Genomic DNA, 23,882 nt, shown 5'->3' on the forward strand with positions numbered 1-23,882 from the left:
TAGAGGCTCTGGGCTTAACAAAGGGATGAATACTTCGTAGCTATACTTTCAACGTAGAAGTTTTTAAATACATAGGTTCGAGGTTGCGACCTCGAACCCGCCTACATCCGTGAAACAGCCGTGCAGTACGTTAGGTATGGAGAGTTGTTAGAGGGCTGTTTCACTCCTTCGGCGTTATTGTTTAGGACTGGGCTGCTTATAGATCTGTCCGTAAGCTACTTCAATTTGTCGTTTGAGTTCTCGGTTTTCTGCCTCAAGCTGTTTAATGTGCTGACGCAAGGTAACCAGTATAGCCTTCCTCGAATCTTCTGAAGCACCTGTCTTAACGCCCAGCTTCTCTGGCTGCATATTATCCGTTTTGCATTGGTTCCTTAAATATTCTATCCGTTCTCGTATGGCAGTTTGCCGGTAGAGCCAGGCAGTAGAAACCGCTGCTACTTTACTTACTGACATAAAATTTACGGGTTGTTCCTCTCGTAACAACCTAGCAATTCCTTGTTCGGCGCGTTGCAAAGCAGCTTGATGCCGGGCTTGTGCCTGCAGCCGGAGACCTTCCACGTTGCGTTTATGCATCTTTTTTCTCCTCTTTTTCCAACGCCTCAATTATCCGCTCCAGATTTTCCTTGACCCGCTCATTCATCTCGACCTGGCGTTGCCAATTGTTATTACGAGCGATCAGCAACAAACACTCGGTTTCTCGCCTTTGAACTTTATGACGTTCCAGAAAACTGGCATCCGTGCGAAAATGAGTACAAGTCAGGCAAGCATTAGCGTGTGGGCACGGTCCGGCAACTACCGGCAGAGCACAATCGCCATTGGGTAGTGTTTGAGCCAGGATGTTTTTCTTGAACCATTGCATTTCACCTGAATTGACCTGCGTCGCTGTTACTACCTGCCCTGTAATGTCAATAACCTGACTTCGAAAACGAATATATGCTTCTTTAAGGGTTTGGTCGTGAATATGAGCATAGCGCATTGTCATCTCGGGTGACTCATGTCCCAGAAAACGTTGCACAATATGCTGTGGTACTCCATTATTGATCATTTGGGTAGCCAGGGTATGCCGAAATTGGTGCGCGTGGAAACGGTAAAGCCGCCCACTACTATCACGAATATCCCTGGCGCAGCAAGCCCGGTTCAAAGCATTAAAGAACCCCCTTTGTTTGAAGGGCTGTCCTTTAGGACCCGGAAATAGGATAGCGATAGTATTGCCCCACTTGCTTTTGACAGTAGCTTGTTGCTGTTGAATAACAGCGGCGACTTCCTGAGAAAACGGAATAGTATGCTCCTTTTTCATCTTATGCTGGTAATAACACAGAAACCAATCGCCGCTGGCATCTTGCAATAGGCAATCCAGAGAGAGGGTTAACATTTCACTCAGCCGCATCCCGCACTCTCGTAACATAAAAACCATCTGTCGGAGAGGTTCTGGGAAAGTATTCAAGTGACAGTTAAGTTGCTCCATTACATCAGCCGGAATGAAGCGTGGTTGTAACTTGGGCAGGTGCGGAAAATCTTCATTGTAAATTAAACGTTTGCCAGGGACTTTAGCCCAATCTTCACGACTGCATAATTCTAGGAAAATTCGCAAGTGAACCAGGTGATGGAACCAGGTGGAAGCCATCATGCCGCTTTTGTTCAGGTAACTCAAGTAAGCTTCTATCACACTTCGGTTTAAATCGACCGATTCTAGTAAAGGATATTGCTCCTTTAGAAAACTAGAAAAGATTGTTAGCGCTATCAGCCGACTTTTACAGGTACCAGCGGTACAACTGGCTAGGCTATAGCGCATAAAATGCTTAGCCGCTTGCACTAACCAGGGTTGGGATATTTTAGTGAAATTAAGCTTGTAATTGGAAATAGCGGGGTTGAGTGTTACCCCTAATCGCCGCAAATCCCAGATTTCTCGCTCATATTCGGGACGGTCGTCATAAGCTTCTTGAATTACCAGATAAATTTGGCGAAAGGCTGAAACAAGTTGAGAATTGGAGTGACTGAACCGGGTCTTTTGTGAGCTATCCAGATAGGCACTCTGATGGCTATAGGCGCGACCCATGCTGACAAGGTAAGTTCTCAAGGAAAAAAGCCATTTATCCAGGTTATAGATCATCAATGAAGTTGCTTTGGGTGCTGTGGAATTCAGCCAGTCGCTCAGGCTGGCTACCAAGGCTGGTCCAGACCAGGTTTGGATGTTCCAATCCCCTCTCTCAAGTTTATACCAGCAACCGTACTTTAGCTCAATATTGAGAAATGGAGACTTGCAGCTAAACTCAATTATGCGGTTGTCAGCTAAGAACTCAGGCTTGCCAGCAAATAAGGGACAAGTTGCCATTTTCCACCTGTCCTGTGCCCACCAGCCTTGAGGTTGCTCGGCTAAATGCTGTTGCTGGGTACTTACCCCGGCTGTTTCCAGATTATTCGTCACGTGGGGCTCTCCTTTCCAGATAGATCTGATAGGCTTTCTTTAAGTCAGCTTCAGTCAGATGAACATAGGTATTGAGGGTGGTTTGTACCTGAGCATGCCCCAGGCGTTTTTGGACAAGGGCTGCATCCCAGCCATTTTGGAAAAGCTCAGTAGCATGCGTATGCCTGAGCATATGGGGATGGACTGCCAAACCGGTTTGCTTACTTAAGCGGTGAAACAAATCGATTACACTCTCATAGTGCAGGGGTTGCCCTATTGCCCCTTCCCACAAATTGACGAAAACATAGTCGCTGTCAGTATCGCCAAATTCATCCAGCAAATAGCGGGTATAAAGCGACATAAGCTCAGGTGAGACGTGGATGGAATAGGGCTGGAGGGTTTTAGCCCGCGCCTGATTAAGGTTATTTTGACGTGTCACGATCCGAATAAGGTTATCCCAGGAGTGAATATCTGAATGTCGCAGACCGAGAGCCTGTCCCACCCGCATTCCCGTCTGGTAAAGCAGGCTGACCAGATAGCGATCCCGCAGATTGTGGCAGGCCTCTAGCAATTGCTGAACTTGTGCATTAGTCAGAGTTTTAGGCAGCCTTTTAGGAACCTTGAGTTTGATGAGCCTGGTGGTCACTGGTTTGGATTTGGAAATATGGTAGAGAAAATCTTTGTAACGGCGTTGGGGAAACGATTGTGAACGATAAAGTGCCAAATCCGTCGCAAAACCTCGCCGTTGCTGATAGTCATAGAAAGCGGAGACTACCGCTACTATGGTATTGATAGTTGACTCACTTCGCTTAGCCAGGCGCGGCTGAAGAGAAATAATGCCCGGCAAGGGGTTGCGCAACCAAGCAACGAAGGCGGCCAACTCATCTAAACCGACTTTACTCCAGTCCAGCTGGGATTCGGTCAGATATTGCCAGTAAAGTTTGAGGTGATGGGCATAGGATCGAATAGTATTGGGAGAGCGCTCCAGGTTATGCAGGTATGACAGAAATTCTTGCACTGGAATGACTGGTAGAAAATTGTCATCCAGAAGCAGCCAGCTTACACCCGCCACTTGGTGGTCAGGCCCGGACAGGCTTAAACGTTGTACTTTCATAGTTAAGTAGCCTCACGTTGTATAGATGGTTTACTTTGTAGAACCGCTCTAGATAATTCTTCTACAAAGTACCAAAAATGTCAGTTAGGCTACTTCGTTTACTTGATACACACTCCATTACTCCCCTACAGATAATGTATAGTGTGGGAACTTCGATATTGGTGGAGGCAGTATAGCCCTCTTTAACTCCAGCCTCAAATGAAACCGCCAAAATGAGGAAAATTGTTCAAAAAAAGCCGAAGTTCCATTACTAAAATGTTAAACGGAACTTTATTTGCTAATAAACAAATGTTCTAAAACACTATGATCGGAAAATTTTATAGAGCTAGATTGCTTCTGGCTACAGCTATATTCTACCGGGGCCAAATCTGACCGATAAATGGGGTGGGAAGTATGCCATTGCGGTAAAGAGCTGGGAGAACAATTGGGCGGAGTTGTCCAACTATCCACCTGATATCCGGCGGCTGATCTACACCACGAATTCCGTCGAGGGCTACCATCGCCAATTGCGTAAAGTGATCAAAACCAAGGGGGCTTTTCCCTCCGCGGAGTCAGTAAGGAAGTTATTTTACCTGGTAAATTGTGATATTACTAGCGATTGGACCATGCCGATACCTAATTGGGCGTGTATTTTGAACCAGCTTTCGATCTGTTTTAAGCAAAGAGTAACTATTTGAATTCAGCAATCAATTCCATTTACACAAAACTATTGACATACCCAGTGACACTGATTAGTGGTTGTTTATTTACTGGCATACAGCAACACACATTGCAATTGGGTCTCTCCTCATGTAATCGAAAATCTCAAATCCTGTGACCCATCAACTTTTAAGCTCAAGAAAAGGAAACAATTTAGGAAAGCTTTCGATTATAGCTATAGTTCACCCTATTTGCATGACAGAACTGCACTGGGCACTCGATTATAAACTGCGCACTAGAGGTTAGCAATTAGCCAGTATTATTGAATGAGTTATTGGGGTGTCACGAAGCGGATAGAATGGCGCTTGATCACATTTGATACTCTTTTTCTGAATACGGTTGACTAGACGGGCACGTTCCCTGATTAAACTGATGCCATACCGGGTCAGTTCCCGTCAGTTTTTCACTTCCCTTACTTTTTTGTAAACGGTCATTGCTAAAGTTTATCAAATCAGGCAAGTCTGCTCACACTCCAATTTTTTGACCCTGCCTGAGTTGTTACCACGAAATTCTATCTGTTAAAAATCTAGGAAATCTCCCAGAAAACCGCCACGTTTGTGTTTTTTACCTTTGTTGCCATCCTGCTCGTAACGATCATCATGGTCATCATCTTCATCATGGTCACGGTTACGATATTGCTGATTTGGATCATATTGAGGCTGTTGGTAAGGAGGGTATGCCGGATTCTGTGGCGCACGCTGCCCCTGTGCAACTGCCGGGACACTATTTTCAATAATCTTATCCAGCTTACCTCTTTCTAACCAAACCCCACGGCATTTTGGACAGTAATTGATTTCTACGCCGATACGTTCTGCTAATAACAAATCAACTTCACAATCTGGACATCTCATAATATTAATTCCTCTCATGCATATTGTTAATTCAATTTTCTAAAATCCTTAGACCCGATTTTCCCAATTAGGTCATTTCTGCGTATTGCTCTATTCCTAAACATCTTCAGCAATTCAAACCATAAGATGCCTATAACTCCACTCAACAGACACAAACCTAGGTCAACAAAATCGAGCGTTGAAAACCTGAATAAATCCTGCAAAAACGGTACGTATAACACAATCGGCAGGAAAAGCATCGCTCCGCCAACAACCCACCACAACGCTTTGTTCGGGTTTCGTAGAGTTTGCAAAATTGTCAGTGTCCAAGAACGGTTAGTGAAAATAATTGCCATATTAGCCACGATTAGGGTGGTAAAAGCTAAAGCACGCGCTTCGAGTTCGCCAGCCCCAAGCTGTAACGCTATCGCAAAGATTGCTGCCAGAATGACCAGTATGCTTGCGCCCTGCAATAAACTTAAACCCAATGTTTTTCTGGAGAACAAAGCCTCTTTTGAGTTTCTAGGCGGGCGTTGCATTACCCCTTTCTCTTCCGGTTCAGCTTCAAACACCACAGAACAAGCCGGGTCTATAATCAAGTGCAGGAAAGCGATATGTACCGGCAAAAGCACCAAGGGCCAGCCAAACAGCACCGGCAAAATTGACATGCCTGCAATGGGGACATGTATTGCCAACACATAAGCCATACCCTTTTTGAGGTTATCGAATACACGCCGTCCCATTTTGACAGCCTGTACAATCGAGGAAAAATCATCGTCAAGCAGCACTAATGCTGCCGCTTCTCGTGCAACATCGGTTCCTCTGCTACCCATAGCAATACCGATATGGGCTGCTTTCAGAGCAGGGGCATCATTCACCCCGTCACCCGTCATCGCTACAATTTCACCGTTAGCTTTCAAAGCCTGTACCAAACGCAATTTTTGCTCAGGCACAACCCGCGCAAAGATATTAACGCTGCGTATTCTTTTCTGAAGCTCGGCATCATCCAGCTTATCCAATTCAGACCCGGTAATAACTTCTTCATTAGGGGCAAGTCCGATTTGACGCGCAATACTTTGAGCAGTGCCGGGATAATCGCCCGTTATCATAATTACGCGGATACCGGCTTGATAGCATTCTTGGATCGAAGCGGGAACGGTTGGTCGTACCGGGTCTGCCAAACCAAGCAAGCCTAGAAATTCAAAGTCAAAATCATGCTGATCAGAAGGCAAGACATCCTTATCAAATATTGCCCTAGCTACCCCTAGCACCCGTAAATCTTGCTCCGCCATTTCAGCGATACGCTCGGATAATTCTTTTGATTGAGTGGCATTAAAGTGACAAAGTTCGGCGATTGCTTCGGGTGCGCCCTTAGCCGCAATAATAAAACCCGGTCTATCAGTAAATTTCCAGACAAGTGTCATTGCCAACATTTGTCTAGTTAGGGGGTATTCATTTACTAATTCTAGGTTTCCATGCTTATAACCGAAGTGTTCTGCCTTTTCCTTACCCAATTGGAGAATTGCTTTTTCCATCGGATCAAATGGGTCAGGATGGCTAGCAAGTACCGCATATTCGAGCATTTTGTGAAAGCCATTAGGCAATAGTTGCTCGCTGCTATTTGCTTTAATCTTGAAAGTCTCTTCACCTGCATAAAGTTGCTTTAGTGTCATCTGGTTCATAGTAAGCGTTCCGGTTTTATCCACGCATAGCACCGTAGCAGCGCCTAGTGTTTCAACTGCGGGGACTCGCCGGGTTAGCACTCTCTTTTGAGAAATACGCCATGCGCCCAAAGCCAAGAAGATGGTTAACACCACTGGAAATTCGTTTGGCATAATTGCCATTGCTAGGGTAATGCCTACCAAAATTCCTTCCAGCCAGTTCCCTCGCGTTAGACCATACGCAATAACTACCAGCACGCAAAGGCACAGCCCTACCACTGCAAAAATCTTGACCAGTTTTCTGGTTTCTCGTTGGAGTGGTGTTTTGCTGGTATCCACTTCTTGCAAGGCTTTACCGATACGCCCCATTTCGGTATGCGATCCGATAGCATAAGCGCGTGCCACACCTTGCCCCTGCACCGTAAGCGTGCCGGAATAAACAAATGGAAGATCATCCCCACCGGGACGACCAAAATCCAATTCTCCATCCCATGCTATCTTGCGAACTGGCATGGATTCTCCGGTTAGTAGCGATTCGTCTGTAGAAAGGTTCAAATTGTTCAAAACTACTGCATCAGCCGCAATCCGGTCGCCTTCACACAACACCAACAAATCGCCGCGCACTACCTCACGTCCGGGGATTCGCTGTTGCTTTCCATCGCGAATAACCAATGCTTTAGGGCTTGATAAATCTTTGAGAGCTTCCAGCGTGCGCTCGGTTTTCCGTTCCTGATATACCGTAATACCGATAATCAGAAAAACAAAACCAAGCAGCATTAAAGCCTCTTGTATATCGCCTAAGATCATATAAATGATGCCGCCAACAATCAGGAGCAAGAACATCGGCTCGCTAATTACTTCCATAGAAAGCACTACGAAGGTGCGTTTTTGGACGGAAGGCAGTTCGTTATAACCTTCTTCCTTTAGCAGTTGCGCCGCTTCTTGTTCTGTAAGTCCAGTAGATGTTTCCTGTTCAAGTTCGAGTGTCATTTTCTTCAAACCTACCGTTCAGTTGCTACATTCGTTTAGACGGTTATATACAGCTAGAATGTACAAATACCGGATTTCGATAACCTGATTTATAGTAAAATAAATCGAATTTTAATTATCTCTATATCTTAATTATACATAGGAAGGGAAGAATCAAAAAAAACATGTGGGATTACAACCAATTTCTATAAGTCTTTATTATAGGTAAGTTATAATATGCGGTTATCTCAACTATTAGTAATGACTTATATTTACTGATACTGGCTAAAACTGAAGATAAAGCGGAGAAAATATTGTGATAAAAATTCGACCTGAAACAGTGCAAGATTATTCAGCAATAGCCGCCGTAAACGTGCTTGCTTTCAAAAATCGAGCGGCAGAAGCAGGGATAGTTGCGTTGCACCGTCAGCGCACCAATTTTGACCCTGCTCTTTCGTTGGTTGCTGAGGTTGATAGTAAAATTGCCGGGCATGTTTTATTTACTCCGCAAAAAGTACGAATAGCGGGTGAATTTATAGAGGCTGTCTGTCTTGCGCCTATTGCAGTTCATCCCGCTTACCAGAAACAGGGAATCGGCAAAAAACTAATCGAAGCGGGACATGCTATTGCGCGTGAAAAGAGCTACGCCTTCAGCTTTTTACTGGGACACCCCACCTACTACCCGCTGCTTGGATATAAGGTTAAAGCCTTTGGTTCATCCAGCCTCACAGTTCAAATTTCGGAGAGGAAAGAATCTGTAGCAGAATTTAAAACCAGAAGCTTAATCGAGGACGATATTCAATATTTAAACGCTATGTGGGATTCGAGCGAAAAGGACGTGGATTTTTCTCTAGAGCCGGGCAAAGAATTGCTCGAATGGCTTAGCCCCCACCCTTTGATTGAAAGTACCATCTACGCCGATGAGGAAGGTATAGCCGGATTTACACGTATAAATACATTAAAAAAAGATAGTCCTACTTTCTTTCTTGCCCGCAACAATGAGACAGCCCACCGTTTGACGAGGTATATAGCGGCAACTGCCGAGTTCAGCCGAATTACTTTGCCGATTCATCCGTCTTCAACGCTTGCTAAAGGGTTGGGAGAAATAAAGCTCGAAACATGGGAGGCGGCAATGCTATTTCCACTAGCACAAGGCATTGTCGAGGAATATTATGCACAGGTACAAACCGGTGAGCGGTTGCCCGGCAGTCCGGTATGGTCAACCGCTTTTGATTTGGATTAATCCTAGTAACAACTTAGGTGGACACAGCCAAGCCAAAGTACTGCATTGTGATGAAACAGGTTGTTTTCGGATCTGCATAAAATTTAGTGGTAAAGGGGGAAAAATAAAAATAAAACCCTTTTTCGTATATAAGTGTATTTTTATTGCCAGTTAGGAAGTCTTTAGCATGCTTGGTTAAGTTCAGCAGTGTGTATTACCTTAACTCCCTTTCCTTCCGTGTCCGAATTCCTAGTTCATTATACATGTTCTTAATCGGTGATAATCAGACGCGATACCAAGCGCCGCGCTGCTTGCCAAGCCAGTTCAAGGTTGGGGTAATTACAGGTTTCGTTAGCTAGCCAAAGAGTAACCATATCTGAACAAGAAGAGGTTTTTAAGGGAGTTCTCTTGTTATTATGGAAAATATCCCAAGTTTTACTAAAATCGGTTTTAATAACAACAATTTCTTTTGAAGCTACTAACTGTGACATAGTCTCTCTCCTTTAGCGTCATTTGGTTATTATTGGTATTCACAATTAAATTAACGCCCTGTCGGCTATTTTTAGCTAAAGGTTTGGAAGGGCTTTGCTGTGCCGTGGCAAATTTATGCAATGCTCAAGTTTTAGAAGGCTGTTTTAGAAAATACAGAGGTAATTGGCTAAAATGGGGTTTCAGTGGCTTTTGGAATTATATTTCAGGAAAAGGCAGGAGTACGGTAAAATTTCAAAAATGCCAAAATAAAGCTAATCCCCAAAAGTTACATCACATTAGGAAAGCTCATTTCAGCTTCACTTATTTCACTGAGAGGAAAGCGGAGAGTAAAACATGTGCCTTGCCTTACCTCACTAACTACCCGTATAGACCCGTCATGAGCTTCCACAATCGACTTAACGATTGAAAGACCAAGACCGGCGTTACCAGTCTGACGACTGCGCGAAGGGTCTGCCCGGTAAAAGCGATCGAAGATATGGGTTAATTGTTCTTCTGAAATACCACACCCGTTATCGGCGAGTGAAATTTCGACGGAACGCCCTTTATCAACGATTGCGGTTGTTATTTTTATTAGTCCATCCTTGTCGGTATAACGAATCGCATTATCTAGTAAATTCACAAACACACGGTGAAGCTGATCATTATCGCCTGTCAGGTAAGCTTGCGCGGATTCAGGAGAAAATTGCAACTCTATTTTTCTCTCCCCAGCTATCACCTGCATATCCTCAACTGCACTTTGCAATATTTCTGCTACCCGTATGGATTCGATTCTCAGGTTACCTCCCCCATCTGCATCCATCCGGGTTAGCGCCAGCAAATCTACCACCAGACGGCTCATCCGATCAACTTCACGGCGCATAGATTGCAACACCCGCAGGGCGCGCACTGGGTCATCCTTAGCGCCCATTAGTAAAACGTCAAGATAACCTCCCAATACCGTAAGTGGAGAACGCAATTCGTGGGAGGCATCCGCTGCAAACTGACGGGTACGGGTTTCGCTCTGCTGCTGTTTCTGAAAAGATTGTTCAATTTGATCCAGCATAAGGTTAAAAGCCTGTGCCAATTGTTGCACTTCATCATCGGGCGCTATAGTCTGAGAAACAGGCAGATCAACTCGTTGGCTCAAGTCTCCTCTGCCGATACGGGCGGCAGTGCGTGACATCTTCTTTAACGGCGCTAGCCCAAAACGCGCCAAAGGCAAGCCTAATAACAACGCCAGAATTAACGCACCGAATAAGGCGGTTAGCAGGATAAAACGCAATTGTCCTAAAACCACATCCGATTGGTTGATAGAAGCAGCCAGTAAAATATAGCCAACTACATCGGAAGATTGACCATTCGAGCTAGCGCTTGATACCGGAATTAAATAGGCTAGACCGCGTTCATGGCTCACTTGCCCGGTGCTGGTCAGGGTTGTAATGAATTGGGCTGAGCCATTTTGCCGAGAACGGAGTAAATTATCAGAAGAAGGCGTACCGGGTACAAATGAAGGTATTACCGAGGAAGGGTGTTCCACCGTCACTGCCTGACCTCGCAAATCTAGCAACGCCGCATAAATCTCGGTAGAATTACCATCAGTAGCAATACGGTCTGCCAATCTAGGTAAGGTATCCTGTTGACCTGTTCTTCTTTGGTCGGGACCGGGAGATGAATCGGACTTTCCAATTATCAACGTAGCGGCTCTATCTTTCAGCCGGGTTGCTAGGCTGTCAGTCATGAAGTTTTCTAGTTGAAAATATACAAATAGCCCAATAGCCAGCAGCAAAATAGCCAATAGCCCAGTATAGAATAGGGTTAACCGCCAACGTAGGGTATTTAGCTGAGCCAGTAAGGCTTTAATCTGGCTCCTCCTCTTCTTGGCGCAATTTCATCAAATAACCTACCCCTCTGATGGTAGTAATCGGATTGGGCTTGCCAAGCTTCTGGCGCAGATAGCGCACATAAACCTCTATAATATTAGCATCCCCTCCAAAATCGTAGCCCCATACCCTGTCCAAAATCGTATCGCGCGGTAACACTTGGTTGGAATGTCGCATCAGTAGTTCCAACAATTCATATTCACGTAGGCTCAATTCAATCCGGGTTGAATCGCGCCGCACCTCACGCAAGGCAGGATCAAGCGTTATATCCTGCACTTGAAGCAGTTTAGAGCCTTTTTCTGAACTTTCTTCCGGGCTATTACTGCCCCGTCGCAATACCGCCCTGATACGGGCAGCCAGTTCTTTGAACTGGAAAGGTTTGGTTAAATAATCATCTGCCCCCAAGTCAAGACCGCGCACTCGGTCATCCAGTTCATCACGCGCCGTTAACATTATAACTGGAACTTTTGAGGTCTGGCGAAGCTTCTGGCATAGCTCAAAACCATCAATTCCCGGCAACATCAGATCGAGAATAATTAGGTCTGGAATTTCCGATAGGGCAAGTTGCAAGCCGGTTTTGCCATCTGAAGCGGTTAAAACTTCGTAGCCCTCGTAACCCAAACCCAGTTCGATGAAATCAACAATGCCCGGCTCATCATCAATCACCAAGATTCTAGAGCTAGTATTAGGTTTTTCCGGTTGTATATTGTTGCGGGACTGCACCATATATTGCCTTTCTCTATAACCTTACCTGAACTTCAGGTTAACACAGCCCTTGAGTTAATGAGTTAAATATATCTTAAATAATGCTGAGAGTTAGCTGAGAATTGATATTTCTAGAGCCTATCGTGAAAAACACAAAAACCCTTTTGTAGGGTTTTCAAAATGTCCAAATAGAGCTTTGCGCCAACGCTTTTACGGGTTTTGGCTAATTTCTACTTACCTTACTATTGAGCTAGAGACTGGTTGACTCCTTAATACCGTTTCTTCCTCGCGTAAACTCTCGGCGATTGTGTCAGAAGCACGCCGTTGCCACTTATAGAAAGTATCTTCTTCTATATCGCTGAGCCATTCGAGCGCCTTCTCCATTTCACTTTTCTCAGTCACGCCGCTTTTTCTACGCTCATCCGCCAAATGACGAGCTTCAGCAAAAGCCTGTTTTTTGGAAATTTCGCGCACATACGGGAAAAATAGCACATTAAAAAAGCGCCATGTATCGGTTGTACCATAAGTGAGATTCCCGGCAGGGCGCAAATGCTCTATCATCTCGGTTAGAATACTTTTGAGAACTGCCGCACGGTTAAGACGATTATCGACTAAGCTATCCCGTTTGAGCCTGTTCTCTACCTGAGCCAAACTCAGCAATGGGCTTTTAACCAGTTGAGGGGGGCTTTTCAAAGCAGTTATTGCACGGCGTACCATATTATTGAAACTTTTGACGCTGCCAAACTCCCCTATTTCCTCGTCACTATTATTTTCCGAATTGTTTTCCGCTACTACAATATTCTTATCAAGAATTTGCATCTCTTCGGTCGCAACCGGTTGCGTAATAAGAAAGGTAGCGTAATCACGGGCTTCTTTACGAGCATCTTGCTCTATTTTGGTAAAAAATAAACGATCCATTAGACTACGCCCGAAATCAAAAATGGTGTGAGTAGTAGTTACAATCCCAATCAGAACCACCAAGATAATCGGAGAGCTAACCCCAAGCAATACTAGCGGAATAGTATAGAACAGATTTATCAGAAAGATGCCACTAAAGCTGTAAATAAAATCCCGTTGGGCGCGTTTTCCGGCAACCAACATCTCGAAATTAATAACCGAGTAACTGCATAATCCCAGACCTAGCACCAGCGCAAGATAACCGGGATAACCGGGTACATCAAAATTAAATTTAAATCTGAGGGCGAGGAATAGTCCGCCTGCAAAAAACATAAAGGCGCCGGAAGTCAGTAAGCTGATGTGCATTTTTAATGAGATCAGAAATGGTTCGGGGCTGTTACGTATTCTTAAATAATAGCCCATAAAATTTAGAAAAGCGCCACCACCAGCCAATAACACAAAGAAGATATAAATTTCATAATATGAGCCAACATCTACAAAGATTCTCCCATCACTGAAAACTACCGGACTGGAGAGGTTTAGTAGAAAGTCGGTAAATGAACCGAGCAGAGAAATGGTTATCCCGATTATATACATTGCAATTACGGCAGGGGTGAAAAGAGTTCGCTTTGGACCGCGCCGTACTACGAGGCTGCTAATGTGAAACCAAAAAACCAGTGGAATAACATTACTCCACCAACCTGTCCGATGAACTAACAATCCTAAATCCCGTCCACCTGAACCAAAATTGACTAGGATAGTCTGAACAAAGAAATATGCCTGCGTTAGCATCCCGAAAAAACAGGTCAGGGTGAGGTTGGAGTGTCCTGAGATGCGCGAAATCATATATAAGCCCATCCACAGGAATGCGCCAAAACCTACAAGAGTGAAAATCAGTTGCAAATCAATATTGAACATAGCAAATCGGGATGGGTTAAGAAAGCCTGAATATCATAAAAGATTTACTACAAGATAAATTATACATTATCTATGTAAAAATTATAATAATTCAGGCAATCAGAGGGGTTGCCAATTTTATATACCGTTCTACACTCATGCGATTGCGAGGGTCAGGGGCAAGACCTAAAATCAAAAGCAATTTGGTAGAATTAGCGCCCTGCCTAGCTTCATCAACCGCAAAAGTATCCCTTAAAGATTGAGGAGTAACCTTCTTATTGATTTTGGCGGCTTTCGCAACCCGCTCTACCAATTTGTTGACCGATTGAGGCAGCATTTCAAATAACTTCCGGCTTGGCGCAAACTCTGCTATATAACGCTGAAAAGCAGGGGTAAAACCCGGAGCGGCAGCTAACTTGCGTTCTTTCTTATGCCAGCGTTTATCTTCATAGAAAACATAGATTATAGGATTTTCAGGGTCTGACACATCCACATGCTCGACCTGAATTGCCAAAAGTTCTGTGCGGGTAAAGCCAAGCTTTACCAAGAAATAGACCATTAAGTAGGTGCGACTATTCTCACCGCTTGCCGCTTCCAACATCATTTCTTGCTCAGCTAGGGTTAAAACAACGGGAGTTTTGAGCGGAATGAACTCAGCATAGAAATTATCGGTGGGGTCTTTATCAAGTATCTTTTCAGAATTTATCAAATACTTGAAAAATGCACCCAGTGAGGTAAGGCGGCGTTTGCGAGTGCTTTTCTTAAGCGAGATAGTCAAAAATTCGTTTATATCATCGCGTCCGATTTGATCCAGCCTCTTGTCAGAACCAACGAGTTCATCGAATCCTGCCAAATCATACATGTAGCTGGCGATGGTATTGTGAGGTCGTCCCATTTGTTCCAGATAACTACGGAACCACCAACGCGCAATACTAAGAGTGGCATCTGGTGTAAGGGGAGGAATTGCAGAACTAGGTTGAATCACCTCACCACGGGACGTAACTGTAAATAAAGGAGGCTGGATAGCGCGTACAGGCTGATTTTCCTGTTCATTAGGTGCGCGTGAAGCTCTACCACGCCGGGTTTGAGGGGTAGTTTGGGGCGCATCGTTTATCAGAGAAGCTAATCTAGCTGATACAGTGCCATCAGATTGACCTTCGGTTCCCTCTTGTCCCGTATTAGGAGCAGCAACATCAAGCTCTCCTAGGTGGTCTTTAGGCTTTTTAGAGCGAACATTCGCAGGTGGCCGAGGCATATTCCCCCTCCCTTAACATGAATAACTAGCGGTGGTGACGAAACAAACACGCGAGCGTTGACCCCAATGGGATGAGTAACTTAACTTATTGTGAGCTTGGGATATATCTACTTTCCATAACAATATAGCATATGCCTTCTAGGAATGCAATAGTTCTTTTTAAAGTTATCCACATTCATATTCAAACATAACTCATATATAGTTATGTCAACTAATACGTCATCTGCTATTGCTGTCATTACTCAAGAGTATTAGAATTAATCTGGAAAATCTAATACCGGAGGTTAAATAGAGCAATGAAATCCACCGAATCAAAGGATTATTATAAAATTCTGGGTGTAGAAAAAAAGGCGAGCGAAGCGGAAATCAAAAAGGCTTTCCGAAAGTTGGCACGCCAGTATCACCCGGATTTAAATAAAAATAACCCACAATCCACTGAAAAATTCAAAGAGCTTAACGAAGCTTACGAGGTTCTCAGTGATGCTGAAAAACGTCGCAAATACGACGATTATGGTATGCATTTCCGGGATTATGAGAAAGTAGGCGGGGTTAATAACGGAATGCCCTTTGAATCTTTCTTCCGGCAGAACGGCATGAATGGAAATAATTATGAGGCGCGGAATATTAACATGGATGATTTAGGCAACATGTTTGGAGCAAATAGCCCATTTGGCGATTTATTCAATTCGATTAGGTCTAAAGGCGGCGGTAATCGTGGAGTTAGAGATTCTGTAGCTGAGAGAGATCAGTCTGAATATGATATAGAGATTAGCCTCGTAGAAGCCTATAATGGAACTAAACGCACCATTGAATTGCTAGACCCTTCTGGAAAAGCGCGCCGTGTCGAAGTAGCAATTCCACTAGGGGTCGATAACGGTTCAAAAATACGCTTGGCAGGTCTAGGCAACGGTGGTCAGGATATCTATCTCAAAATTAAAGTACAAACCCAAGCTGATTTTGAACGCAAAGGGATAGATTTATACACCAGCGCCGAAGTACCTTTGAGTACCATGATATTGGGCGGGGAAGTGCAAGTAAATTTGTTAAGTGGCAAGCGCATCGCAGTAAGGGTAAAGCCACATTCTCAGAACGGCAGCCAAATTCGGTTGGCTAATCTCGGTATGCCTGTAAAAACCGGAAATTCAAACGAACATGGTTCACTTTATGTCAAGTTAATTGCTGATTTACCCGCTGACCTTTCCGGTGAAGAAAAAGAGGCATTGGAGCATTTCGCTCAATTGCTGAAGCGCAAGTCACTATGATAGAAGATTATTTGTTGATCATTTCGCGCTCACGCCGACGTTGGGCAGCGTATTTAACGGTGTAAGAATTATTCCCGCCAATCAAGAAGAATATTACGCCCACAGCCTGGAATAGATGGAAAATCACAATATTATTAATCGTGGCTAAGCCGAGATTAATTTTAAAATCGAAGCTATTGAAAAAAGCGCCAATTACGTTCAAGGCTAAGCCCACTAAGATAGGCAACGCATCGGTAGCAAGGTCACGATCTTTCACATAAAGCGGAAAATAAACCAGAGCAATAATTACTGCGCAAATAATTTCGTAAGCTATAAGCGAAAAGAAAGAAGCAGAAAGTAACTGTGCGGCTACAAAAAGGGCAAAGGCAACCCATACAAATGGGGCAATAACCCTAGCGACTACATCACCCTGCCAGCGATAGAAAGAATTAAGAATAATCCAGTGGAGGGTTAAACCGAGAAAAAGGACTGTAATTTGCCCCAACAACTCGCTGCGATTATAACCTTTCATTGCAACAATCGAGTCACAGATGCTGGCAGCGCTCATTGAGAGAAATACCAAGGGCCAAACCCATGCGCGCCAACCGGGCTTTATACGATTTGCAGCAGCTGAGGCTGCCGGTATTACTACCAATAACGCCAGTATAGCGCAACCTGCTACCAAAAAGCTTGTTAAATAAGTCGAAGTTCTTTCGCTCATATTATCCTAGCGAGTTCCCAAAACTGGAGGTTTAGACCTGATTTCAAACTCGTGCTTGCTATAGCTCATATCTTTAGCAATTCGCCCCGGTAACCCGGTGAGACGAACCGGACCGGAAAGGGTTACAGCCTCATGCCTTCCAAGCGATATTGAAATACCAAGACTTATTAGTTTATAAGGTTCAAATGATACTTCATCCATTTCAGCTTTGAAGCATTCCGCCAAATAATGACCTTGCCGTTCAGCAAATTGACCGAGTTGTGGTATGGGCTTGCCAGTAGAGGGATTTTTAATAAAAGCCAAATCACCGATAGCATATATATAAGGAAATTGTTCTGTACATAAATAAGGGTTGGTAGGTATTCTCAAATCTTTAGTGGTGTCAAAGCCGCTTTCTTTTAATAGGGCGGGACCCTCGACACCACCCGACCAGCAAATTACAGCCCCTCTTACATTCTTCCCATTTTGAAGGATCACCTTTCCCGGCTCAACTTTAGTAACAGGAGAGTTGGTAAGAATTGCTACACCTTTCTGGCGTAATTCTTTTTTGGCATATTCTCCATTGATTCTGGGCAACTGTGTGAGCAGGTAATCGCTTCTATGAATCAACACAATCCGGTAATAGGGGCGAAGCGCCGGATAACGCATCAATAAATCTTCACAGAAATCCACCATCTCTGCGGCAAGCTCGGTACCAGTTAAACCCGCTCCGATAATAACAAAGGTTAGGCGAGGGTCATTTTTTACAAATTTCTCAGTCTTAAGCAGCGCATCCGATTCTCGAAACGCGGTAATCACCGAACTGCGAAACGTAATCGCATCTTCTAGGTACTTCATAGGAATAGCATACTCGCACATACCGGGAATACCATTAAAGGAGGTTACTGAACCTAACGCCAGTACCAGACGGTCAAAATCAAATGTTCCTTTGGAGGTAGTAACCTTCTTCCCCACCGGGTCGATATTAAGCACTAGCGCTTGAACAAATGTAACGTTTCGTCCCTCTATAAGTTCGGAGATTGGGATTTTTACTTTATCGGCAGGAATACTATTCGCAGCAACCTCATGAACCCGTACTTGTATTAAGTGATAATCTCTCTGGTCAATCAAGGTGATTTCCCATTGAGCATGGCTACGTTGCAAATCAGCTAGGCTTTGCGCTAGAGGCAATCCTCCATAGCCAGCGCCCAGAATCAGCAGCTTTTTCATCTTAGGTTCAACCTTTTAATATGAAAATATGAAAGGTATTTTGCAGATATGATAAGCATTACGTGATAAATTGGTTATAAATGTTCTTCTTGCTTTTAATTCCCAGCCCAACCTGTTATCATTTATTATGCAAACCAATTATAACACACACTTAAAAAAGGTTGCGCTCACTTAAGTAAGTTTTGGATTTAGTATAAATCGAGCTTTGGGTTAGGCTACCTATACAATAGAATAAGGGTTTATGGCTTTGCAAAGCCAAAAACGCGCGTAGCAGTGACTACAGACAGTTCAGTTCAAACTTGTTAGAATTTAACAAGGGTGCATTTCAGCCCGCTGTTCATGTGTTCCACTTAACTGCTACAAGCCTGACTCTGGAAAGTTAAGCCCTCAATCAGAAGGATTAGAGATATGGCTTCCAAGAAGAAATACTTCAACCATTATGTAGGAACGGACATCAGGCTGCTGGCGTTCGTCCCCAAAAAGACTCGATACACTATTGATGAAAGTAAGTGCATTGGTTGCACTAACTGCATTGATGTGTGCCCAACGCTTCCCAAAGCAATCTTTGAAAGCGAAATTCTGGCGGTTGCGCGTTATCCTGAAGAAGTTTATGTTTATGCAATCGATCAGACCAGATGTACCGGTTGTGGGCGTTGTGCAAGTGTATGCCCTTCAGAGCCGCGTACTATCTATCTCTCTCCGGTGAAAACCACCGTAGATGTGGCTGGTAAGTCTAAGGAAGTATTGACAAACCGCCCTGACGTGACTATATCCGGCGCCAAACGGCTTAACCGTGTGCCGATATGGTATACTCGTAAAGAGGGCTATACCGAATAGACTGTTACCACTCTAATCTGTTATCCCGCAAGGGGAAGTTGGGATATTGACCCTCTTTGAGGATTAAAACCCGCAAATAAATGGGGCTAACCCATAAATGGTATCACTAGAGTAGAGGAAGTAGCCATGAGCACAAAGTTTGAAGTTGCAGCCGGGGATAGTGCCTGGTTGAAGAAAAATGTAAACTGCCAGTTTAATTGTCCGGTAGATACCAATGTACCCGAATATATTGATAAAATCTCGCAAGGCAAGTATGGCGAAGCTTACGAAATAAATCGGCATAGTAATGTGCTGGTAGGCGTAATGGGTCGTATTTGCACGCACCCCTGCGAAGAGATTTGCCGCCGCTGTCTAATTGATGAACCAATCGGCATACGTGACTTGAAACGTGTAGCTGCCGATAACGGTTTCAAAGATGCGACAAAACTTACCAAAAAAGCCGGTACGCTACCTACCAAAATAGCTATCGTAGGTGGTGGACCTACTGGGTTAGTGGCAGCGCGAGACCTTGCCGAAGCCGGGCATTCAGTGATGATTTACGAGGCATTAGAGAAATTGGGCGGTCAAATGTGGGCAGGTATTCCTGACTATCGTCTGCCGCGCGATGTTACCGATAATGAAATCGAAACCAATGTGCTGGCGCTTGGCGTAGAATGCAAACTCAATACCTATATCGGTAGAGATGTTATGCTAGGCGACCTGCTTGATCAATACGATGCGGTCTTGATGGCAGCCGGTACATATAAGGAAAAACCCCCTGCGACTTGGGATAACAAACCTGTTCCGGGCGCAGACCATCCCAAAGTTATACCCGGCTTGAAATTCATGCTGGATTACAACCGCGGAGTAAAAACTGATGTTGGTAATCGAGTCGGCGTGTTGGGTGGTGGGTTTACAGCAGTTGACTGTGTCCGTTCAGCAGTACGGCTTGGCGCCAAAAAAGTATCTATGTTGTATCGCCGTACTCTAGAAGAAATGAGTGCAACTGAAGAAGAAATTAGCTTGATGGAACCGGAAGGTATTGAAATCAAGACGTTGGTTTCTTCAAAAAGTATTGTGTCAAACGCAGATGGTTCGCTAAAAGGCATCGAAATGGTTCGCATGAAAATGAGCGAACCCGGCGCAGACGGAAGGCGCAAAGCCGTACCTGTTGAAGGCAGCGAGTTTATCTATGAGTGCGACATGGTAGTAGTTGCCTTCGGTCAGGACGTTGACCCTTCATGGGCGAGCGATTTGCGCGGTCCTAAACGCAACACCAAATACCCTGAACTGCTATACGCCAAGGGCGGAGAGTGGTTCGAGCGCGATAGAAAAACCTATATGACGAGCGTACCGCGCTTGTTCATAGCCGGTGACTTCTTTACCGGCGCAAACGATGTAGTCCACGCCATGGGCGAAGGACACGACGTTGCGATAAAAATTGATCAGTACCTTAAAACCAATAAGGTGCCGATACAGAAAATCGAGGTGTTCAACGCTAAACGTCCGCTCTTCAAAACTGGTTATGATGGCGTACCTCGCCAGCATATGGATTTGCTTTCGGTAGCGACTCGCAGAAAACACCCATATGAAGAAGTAGAGGTAGGGCTTACCAAAGAGCAGGGCGCTGTCGAAGCCTCACGTTGTTTGCTTTGCCAACATAATATTAACATCAATCCTGATCTTTGTATTCTTTGTGGATTGTGTGTAGAAGCATGCCCATACGATGTGCTCTACATGATACCCGCACAAGATTTAGAAGGTAATAATCAGGAAGTTATACCACAACTGAAACGAGAAGAAGAAAAAGATTACAGCGGTATGCTATTGGATGAAAAACGCTGTATCCGTTGTGGTATGTGTGTAGATGTTTGCCCTACTGAAGCAATTAATTTTCTTAAAGTTGTTGACGTTTCAGCAGGTTACGCACCGTTAGCGTTGCGATCCGTTATCAAATAAAAACAACTTCTGGATTTAAGCCTTGTTCTATCACAAGAACAAGGCTTTTCTTTTACCTAAAATTACCTGCCTGCAAATTAGGTTGAATTCTTCAAACTTTCTTCATATTTACAATAATAATTCTTCAAACCTTTTTGTTAAGATAATTTCAGTAAATTCAAACTTATATATGGAGATAACATAATGTTCAAGCTTTTCGGATCAAAGACACTACCCTACGAAAATATTACCCCACAAGAAGTTGACCAGCGTATTAAAAACCAGAAGCCATTAATAATTGATGTGCGCGAAAATTACGAGTATGCTCAGGGACATATCAAAGGCAGCAAGCTAATACCTTTGAGCCAAATCAACAGCAAGATAAATGTAATCGGCGCTAAAGATCGTGAAATTATTGTGGTTTGCCGCAGTGGAAGCCGGAGTAGCCATGCCGCAAATTTGCTATGCAACCAAGGATTTACCAGAATAGGCAATATCAAAGGTGGCATAATCGGTTGGATGCGTGCCGGACTGCCTTTAGAATAAATTACAACCATTTAAACCCGATTTTGGACAAAGCGGGGAGTTATCCAAACTCTATTATCTTCGCCGCCTTAAGAGTACACTATTAGTAGTAGAATCGGTCAGTTACAGTATTACCGTAACTAAAATAGAATAAGCGGGGCGAAGATATGGCGGAAACTACCACACCGAAAATACTCATAATAGAAGACGAAGAGAGCATCTGGAGCTTAGTAAAAGGCTATTTAGAACGAGAAGATTATAATGTTGCAGTAGCTACCGATGGTCAAAGCGGCTTGGAAACGGCACGGCGCATTAAACCCGACTTGATTGTGCTAGACTTAATGTTGCCCGGAATCGATGGTTTGGAAATTTGTCACTTGCTGCGGGCTGAATCGGACGTTTATATTTTGATGCTTACTGCGCGTACCGAAGAAATAGATCGTATCATTGGTCTTACGATGGGTGCAGACGATTATGTAACCAAACCCTTCTCACCCCGTGAACTGGTTGCACGAATTAAAGCCGCTCTAAGGCGGTATCGCCAAGACCCCTCTCCCGTTACATCCAATCGCAATATACTTGGAACGCTCTCTCTGGAAATCAGTTCCCGCAAAGTTTGGGTCAAGGATCAATTGCTGGATTTAACCCGAACTGAATTTGATTTACTGGCAACCCTTACTGAAATGCCCAGTAGGGTTTTTAGCCGGGAACAATTGCTCGAAGCAGTTTGGAGTCACGATTATTTCGGCGATGAACGGGTGGTAGATGTACACATCGGGCAACTACGAAAAAAAATAGAACTGGCAAGTGGGGGGCAACCCATAAAAACAGTATGGGGAGTGGGTTATCGTTTTGAGGCGGAGGCAGGAAAATGAATTCTCTCCGCACCCGCCTGCTTATTTCATATCTATCCATAATCGTGGTGGGGGTATTTACGCTGTTTATTGCCGCCAGTCTGATATCCAGCACCTTCTTCCAAGCAGATATTCGCAGCATCCTTGCCGAGAAGGGCAACAACGCTGCCAGTATTGAAAGCCTTAATAGCGCCTTCAACAACGGTGTCAGAAATTCCCTGATTATAGCCGCCTTCGCTTCCTTGATTACTGCGTTAGTGATTTCGCTGGTAATGAGTAGCCGCCTTTCGCAACCGCTACGAGCGCTTGGAATTGCCGCTACCCGAATCGCGTCAGGAAAGTATAGTGAGCGAGTACGCGCTCCGGCGATCAAAGAAATGTCTGATTTGGCATATTGTTTTAACCAGATGGCAGAAACTCTGCAAGAGAACGAAAGCAGGCGAAGGGAACTCATTGCCGATCTTGCTCATGAACTCCGCACACCGCTTACTGCCATTGAAGGACATATGGAAGGGTTAATTGACGGGGTGCTTGAACCTACCCCTGTTACTTTTGGAATAGTGCAACGTGAAGCACGCCGCTTGCATCGCCTTTCCGAAGAATTAAGCGAATTGTCGCGGGTTGAATCTGGCATGCTAAAGCTTAATCTGGAAAAACAGTTACCCCTTGAGGTGCTTAACGAAGTCATCGCGAAGGTCAGTCCGCAGTTTGAATTTAAAGGAGTCAGGTTAGAAATAGACCCGGCAGCCGCTAAAGCCTCCGCAATTAAAGGAGATCGTGACCGGATTGAACAAGTTTTGATAAACTTGCTTTCCAACGCCTTGCGCTATACTGAAAAAGATGGTTATGTCAAGTTACATGCTAACAATATGTCTGATGGAGTCGAATTCAAAGTAGAAGATAATGGCGGCGGAATTTCACAAGAACACTTAAAACATGTATTTGAACGCTTTTACCGCGCCGATAAATCCCGCTCACGCGGGGCGAGTAGCGGCAGTGGTATTGGGCTAACTATTGCAAAATATCTGATTCAAGCGCAAGGTGGCGACATCTGGATTGAAAGTGAACCGGGTAAAGGTACAACTGTACACTTCAGCCTTTTGCGCTGGCAATAACTCTACATAGAAAGCGAAGGATTTTATGCAAAATAACGCTTACGGATTTGGCAAAAAAATTCCCTTACCCTATCTCGAAGCCATAGAACAAACCAAAGCAGCGCTTAAAGAGCAAGGCTTTGGGATATTAACTGAGATTGACATGAAAAAAACTCTTAAAGAAAAGCGGGGAGTTGATTTCCGACCCTATACAATTCTGGGCGCGTGTAACCCACCATTGGCGCACCAAGCGATTACCGCCGAACTTGATGTTGGCTTATTACTGCCCTGCAATGTAATTGTGTACGAAGATGAGGGTGGCAGTGTGGTAAAAATAATGGATCCAGAAGCCATCATGAAAATGTCAGATATTCCGGCGTTGGCAGATATGGCGAAAAATGCCAAAACTCTACTGCAAAAAGCGATAGATTCTTTACCTGATTAGGAGGCTTGATTATGGCAGATGCAATTGTCTATTCC

The 23,882-nt window shown here is 44.3% G+C and carries 21 protein-coding genes; 9 read left to right on the top strand and 12 right to left on the bottom strand.

Annotation, left to right across the window (positions count from 1 at the left end; genetic code table 11):
* Positions 1-174: 174 nt before the first annotated feature.
* Genes OZ401_RS16135 through OZ401_RS16145 form a run of 3 tightly spaced genes read right to left on the bottom strand, consistent with a single transcriptional unit; the run spans position 175 to position 3,518 of the window.
* Positions 175-573: a DUF6262 family protein gene (locus tag OZ401_RS16135; RefSeq protein WP_341468010.1), complete on the bottom strand. Its 399-nt coding sequence runs from the start codon at positions 571-573 to the stop codon at positions 175-177.
* A complete protein-coding gene (locus OZ401_RS16140) occupies positions 566-2,425 on the bottom strand; it encodes a tyrosine-type recombinase/integrase (protein WP_341468009.1) in 1,860 nt (619 codons plus the stop codon). The genes OZ401_RS16135 and OZ401_RS16140 overlap by 8 nt, the downstream gene beginning before the upstream one ends.
* A complete protein-coding gene (locus tag OZ401_RS16145; RefSeq protein WP_341468008.1) occupies positions 2,415-3,518 on the bottom strand; it encodes a tyrosine-type recombinase/integrase in 1,104 nt (367 codons plus the stop codon). Before OZ401_RS16145 ends, OZ401_RS16140 begins: the two co-directional genes overlap by 11 nt.
* A 368-nt stretch (positions 3,519-3,886) precedes the next feature.
* Here OZ401_RS16145 and OZ401_RS25830 point away from each other — a divergent pair, with 368 nt between their 5' ends.
* Positions 3,887-4,195: a transposase gene (locus OZ401_RS25830; protein WP_341471831.1), complete on the top strand. Its 309-nt coding sequence runs from the start codon at positions 3,887-3,889 to the stop codon at positions 4,193-4,195.
* Between the two features lie 540 nt (positions 4,196-4,735).
* Here OZ401_RS25830 and OZ401_RS16155 read toward each other — a convergent pair.
* Entirely contained in the window at positions 4,736-5,068 is a 333-nt protein-coding gene (locus tag OZ401_RS16155) for a TFIIB-type zinc ribbon-containing protein (protein ID WP_341471475.1), read from the bottom strand.
* A 26-nt stretch (positions 5,069-5,094) separates the two neighbouring features.
* On the bottom strand, positions 5,095-7,698 hold the full coding sequence (locus OZ401_RS16160) for a cation-translocating P-type ATPase (RefSeq protein WP_341471476.1): 2,604 nt from the start codon (positions 7,696-7,698) through the stop codon (positions 5,095-5,097).
* A gap of 295 nt (positions 7,699-7,993) precedes the next feature.
* On the opposite strand from OZ401_RS16160, the gene OZ401_RS16165 reads away from it, so the two are divergent.
* The gene (locus tag OZ401_RS16165; protein ID WP_341471477.1) at positions 7,994-8,920 is read left to right on the top strand and encodes a GNAT family N-acetyltransferase; all 927 of its coding nucleotides are present in this window, start codon (positions 7,994-7,996) and stop codon (positions 8,918-8,920) included.
* 248 nt (positions 8,921-9,168) lie between these two features.
* On the opposite strand, the gene OZ401_RS16170 is transcribed toward OZ401_RS16165, so the two are convergent.
* From OZ401_RS16170 to OZ401_RS16190, 5 genes are all read right to left on the bottom strand, one after another.
* Complete coding sequence (locus OZ401_RS16170; RefSeq protein WP_341471478.1) at positions 9,169-9,390, bottom strand: hypothetical protein; 222 nt, start codon at positions 9,388-9,390, stop codon at positions 9,169-9,171.
* Between the two features lie 266 nt (positions 9,391-9,656).
* Complete coding sequence (locus OZ401_RS16175; protein ID WP_341471479.1) at positions 9,657-11,108, bottom strand: sensor histidine kinase; 1,452 nt, start codon at positions 11,106-11,108, stop codon at positions 9,657-9,659.
* 118 nt (positions 11,109-11,226) lie between these two features.
* On the bottom strand, positions 11,227-11,976 hold the full coding sequence (locus OZ401_RS16180) for a response regulator transcription factor (protein WP_341471480.1): 750 nt from the start codon (positions 11,974-11,976) through the stop codon (positions 11,227-11,229).
* 213 nt (positions 11,977-12,189) lie between these two features.
* Positions 12,190-13,770 (bottom strand): hypothetical protein, encoded by a 1,581-nt coding sequence (locus tag OZ401_RS16185; protein WP_341471481.1) that lies wholly within the window; start codon positions 13,768-13,770, stop codon positions 12,190-12,192.
* A 91-nt stretch (positions 13,771-13,861) separates the two neighbouring features.
* Complete coding sequence (locus tag OZ401_RS16190; protein ID WP_341471482.1) at positions 13,862-15,004, bottom strand: tyrosine-type recombinase/integrase; 1,143 nt, start codon at positions 15,002-15,004, stop codon at positions 13,862-13,864.
* Positions 15,005-15,300: 296 nt separating this feature from the next.
* On the opposite strand from OZ401_RS16190, the gene OZ401_RS16195 reads away from it, so the two are divergent.
* Positions 15,301-16,266, top strand: a complete 966-nt coding sequence (locus tag OZ401_RS16195) for a DnaJ C-terminal domain-containing protein (protein ID WP_341471483.1) — start codon at positions 15,301-15,303, stop codon at positions 16,264-16,266.
* A gap of 7 nt (positions 16,267-16,273) precedes the next feature.
* Here OZ401_RS16195 and OZ401_RS16200 read toward each other — a convergent pair whose 3' ends face one another.
* Positions 16,274-16,966: a DUF6962 family protein gene (locus OZ401_RS16200; protein ID WP_341471484.1), complete on the bottom strand. Its 693-nt coding sequence runs from the start codon at positions 16,964-16,966 to the stop codon at positions 16,274-16,276.
* Positions 16,967-16,972: 6 nt separating this feature from the next.
* Positions 16,973-18,175, bottom strand: a complete 1,203-nt coding sequence (locus OZ401_RS16205; protein ID WP_341471485.1) for an NAD(P)/FAD-dependent oxidoreductase — start codon at positions 18,173-18,175, stop codon at positions 16,973-16,975.
* Positions 18,176-18,583: 408 nt separating this feature from the next.
* Here OZ401_RS16205 and OZ401_RS16210 point away from each other — a divergent pair, with 408 nt between their 5' ends.
* From OZ401_RS16210 to OZ401_RS16235, 6 genes are all read left to right on the top strand, one after another.
* Entirely contained in the window at positions 18,584-19,012 is a 429-nt protein-coding gene (locus OZ401_RS16210; RefSeq protein ID WP_341471486.1) for a ferredoxin family protein, read from the top strand.
* Between the two features lie 126 nt (positions 19,013-19,138).
* Entirely contained in the window at positions 19,139-20,950 is a 1,812-nt protein-coding gene (locus tag OZ401_RS16215) for an FAD-dependent oxidoreductase (protein WP_341471487.1), read from the top strand.
* 183 nt (positions 20,951-21,133) lie between these two features.
* On the top strand, positions 21,134-21,475 hold the full coding sequence (locus OZ401_RS16220; protein ID WP_341471488.1) for a rhodanese-like domain-containing protein: 342 nt from the start codon (positions 21,134-21,136) through the stop codon (positions 21,473-21,475).
* A 146-nt stretch (positions 21,476-21,621) separates the two neighbouring features.
* Complete coding sequence (locus tag OZ401_RS16225; RefSeq protein WP_341471489.1) at positions 21,622-22,329, top strand: response regulator transcription factor; 708 nt, start codon at positions 21,622-21,624, stop codon at positions 22,327-22,329.
* Positions 22,326-23,423, top strand: a complete 1,098-nt coding sequence (locus tag OZ401_RS16230; RefSeq protein ID WP_341471490.1) for a sensor histidine kinase — start codon at positions 22,326-22,328, stop codon at positions 23,421-23,423. Before OZ401_RS16225 ends, OZ401_RS16230 begins: the two co-directional genes overlap by 4 nt.
* Before the next feature lie 25 nt (positions 23,424-23,448).
* Entirely contained in the window at positions 23,449-23,847 is a 399-nt protein-coding gene (locus OZ401_RS16235; RefSeq protein WP_341471491.1) for a DUF302 domain-containing protein, read from the top strand.
* Positions 23,848-23,882 lie beyond the last annotated feature (35 nt).

The organism is Candidatus Chlorohelix allophototropha (assembly GCF_030389965.1).
In the GTDB taxonomy this organism is placed as follows: Bacteria; Chloroflexota; Chloroflexia; order Chloroheliales; family Chloroheliaceae; genus Chlorohelix; species Chlorohelix allophototropha.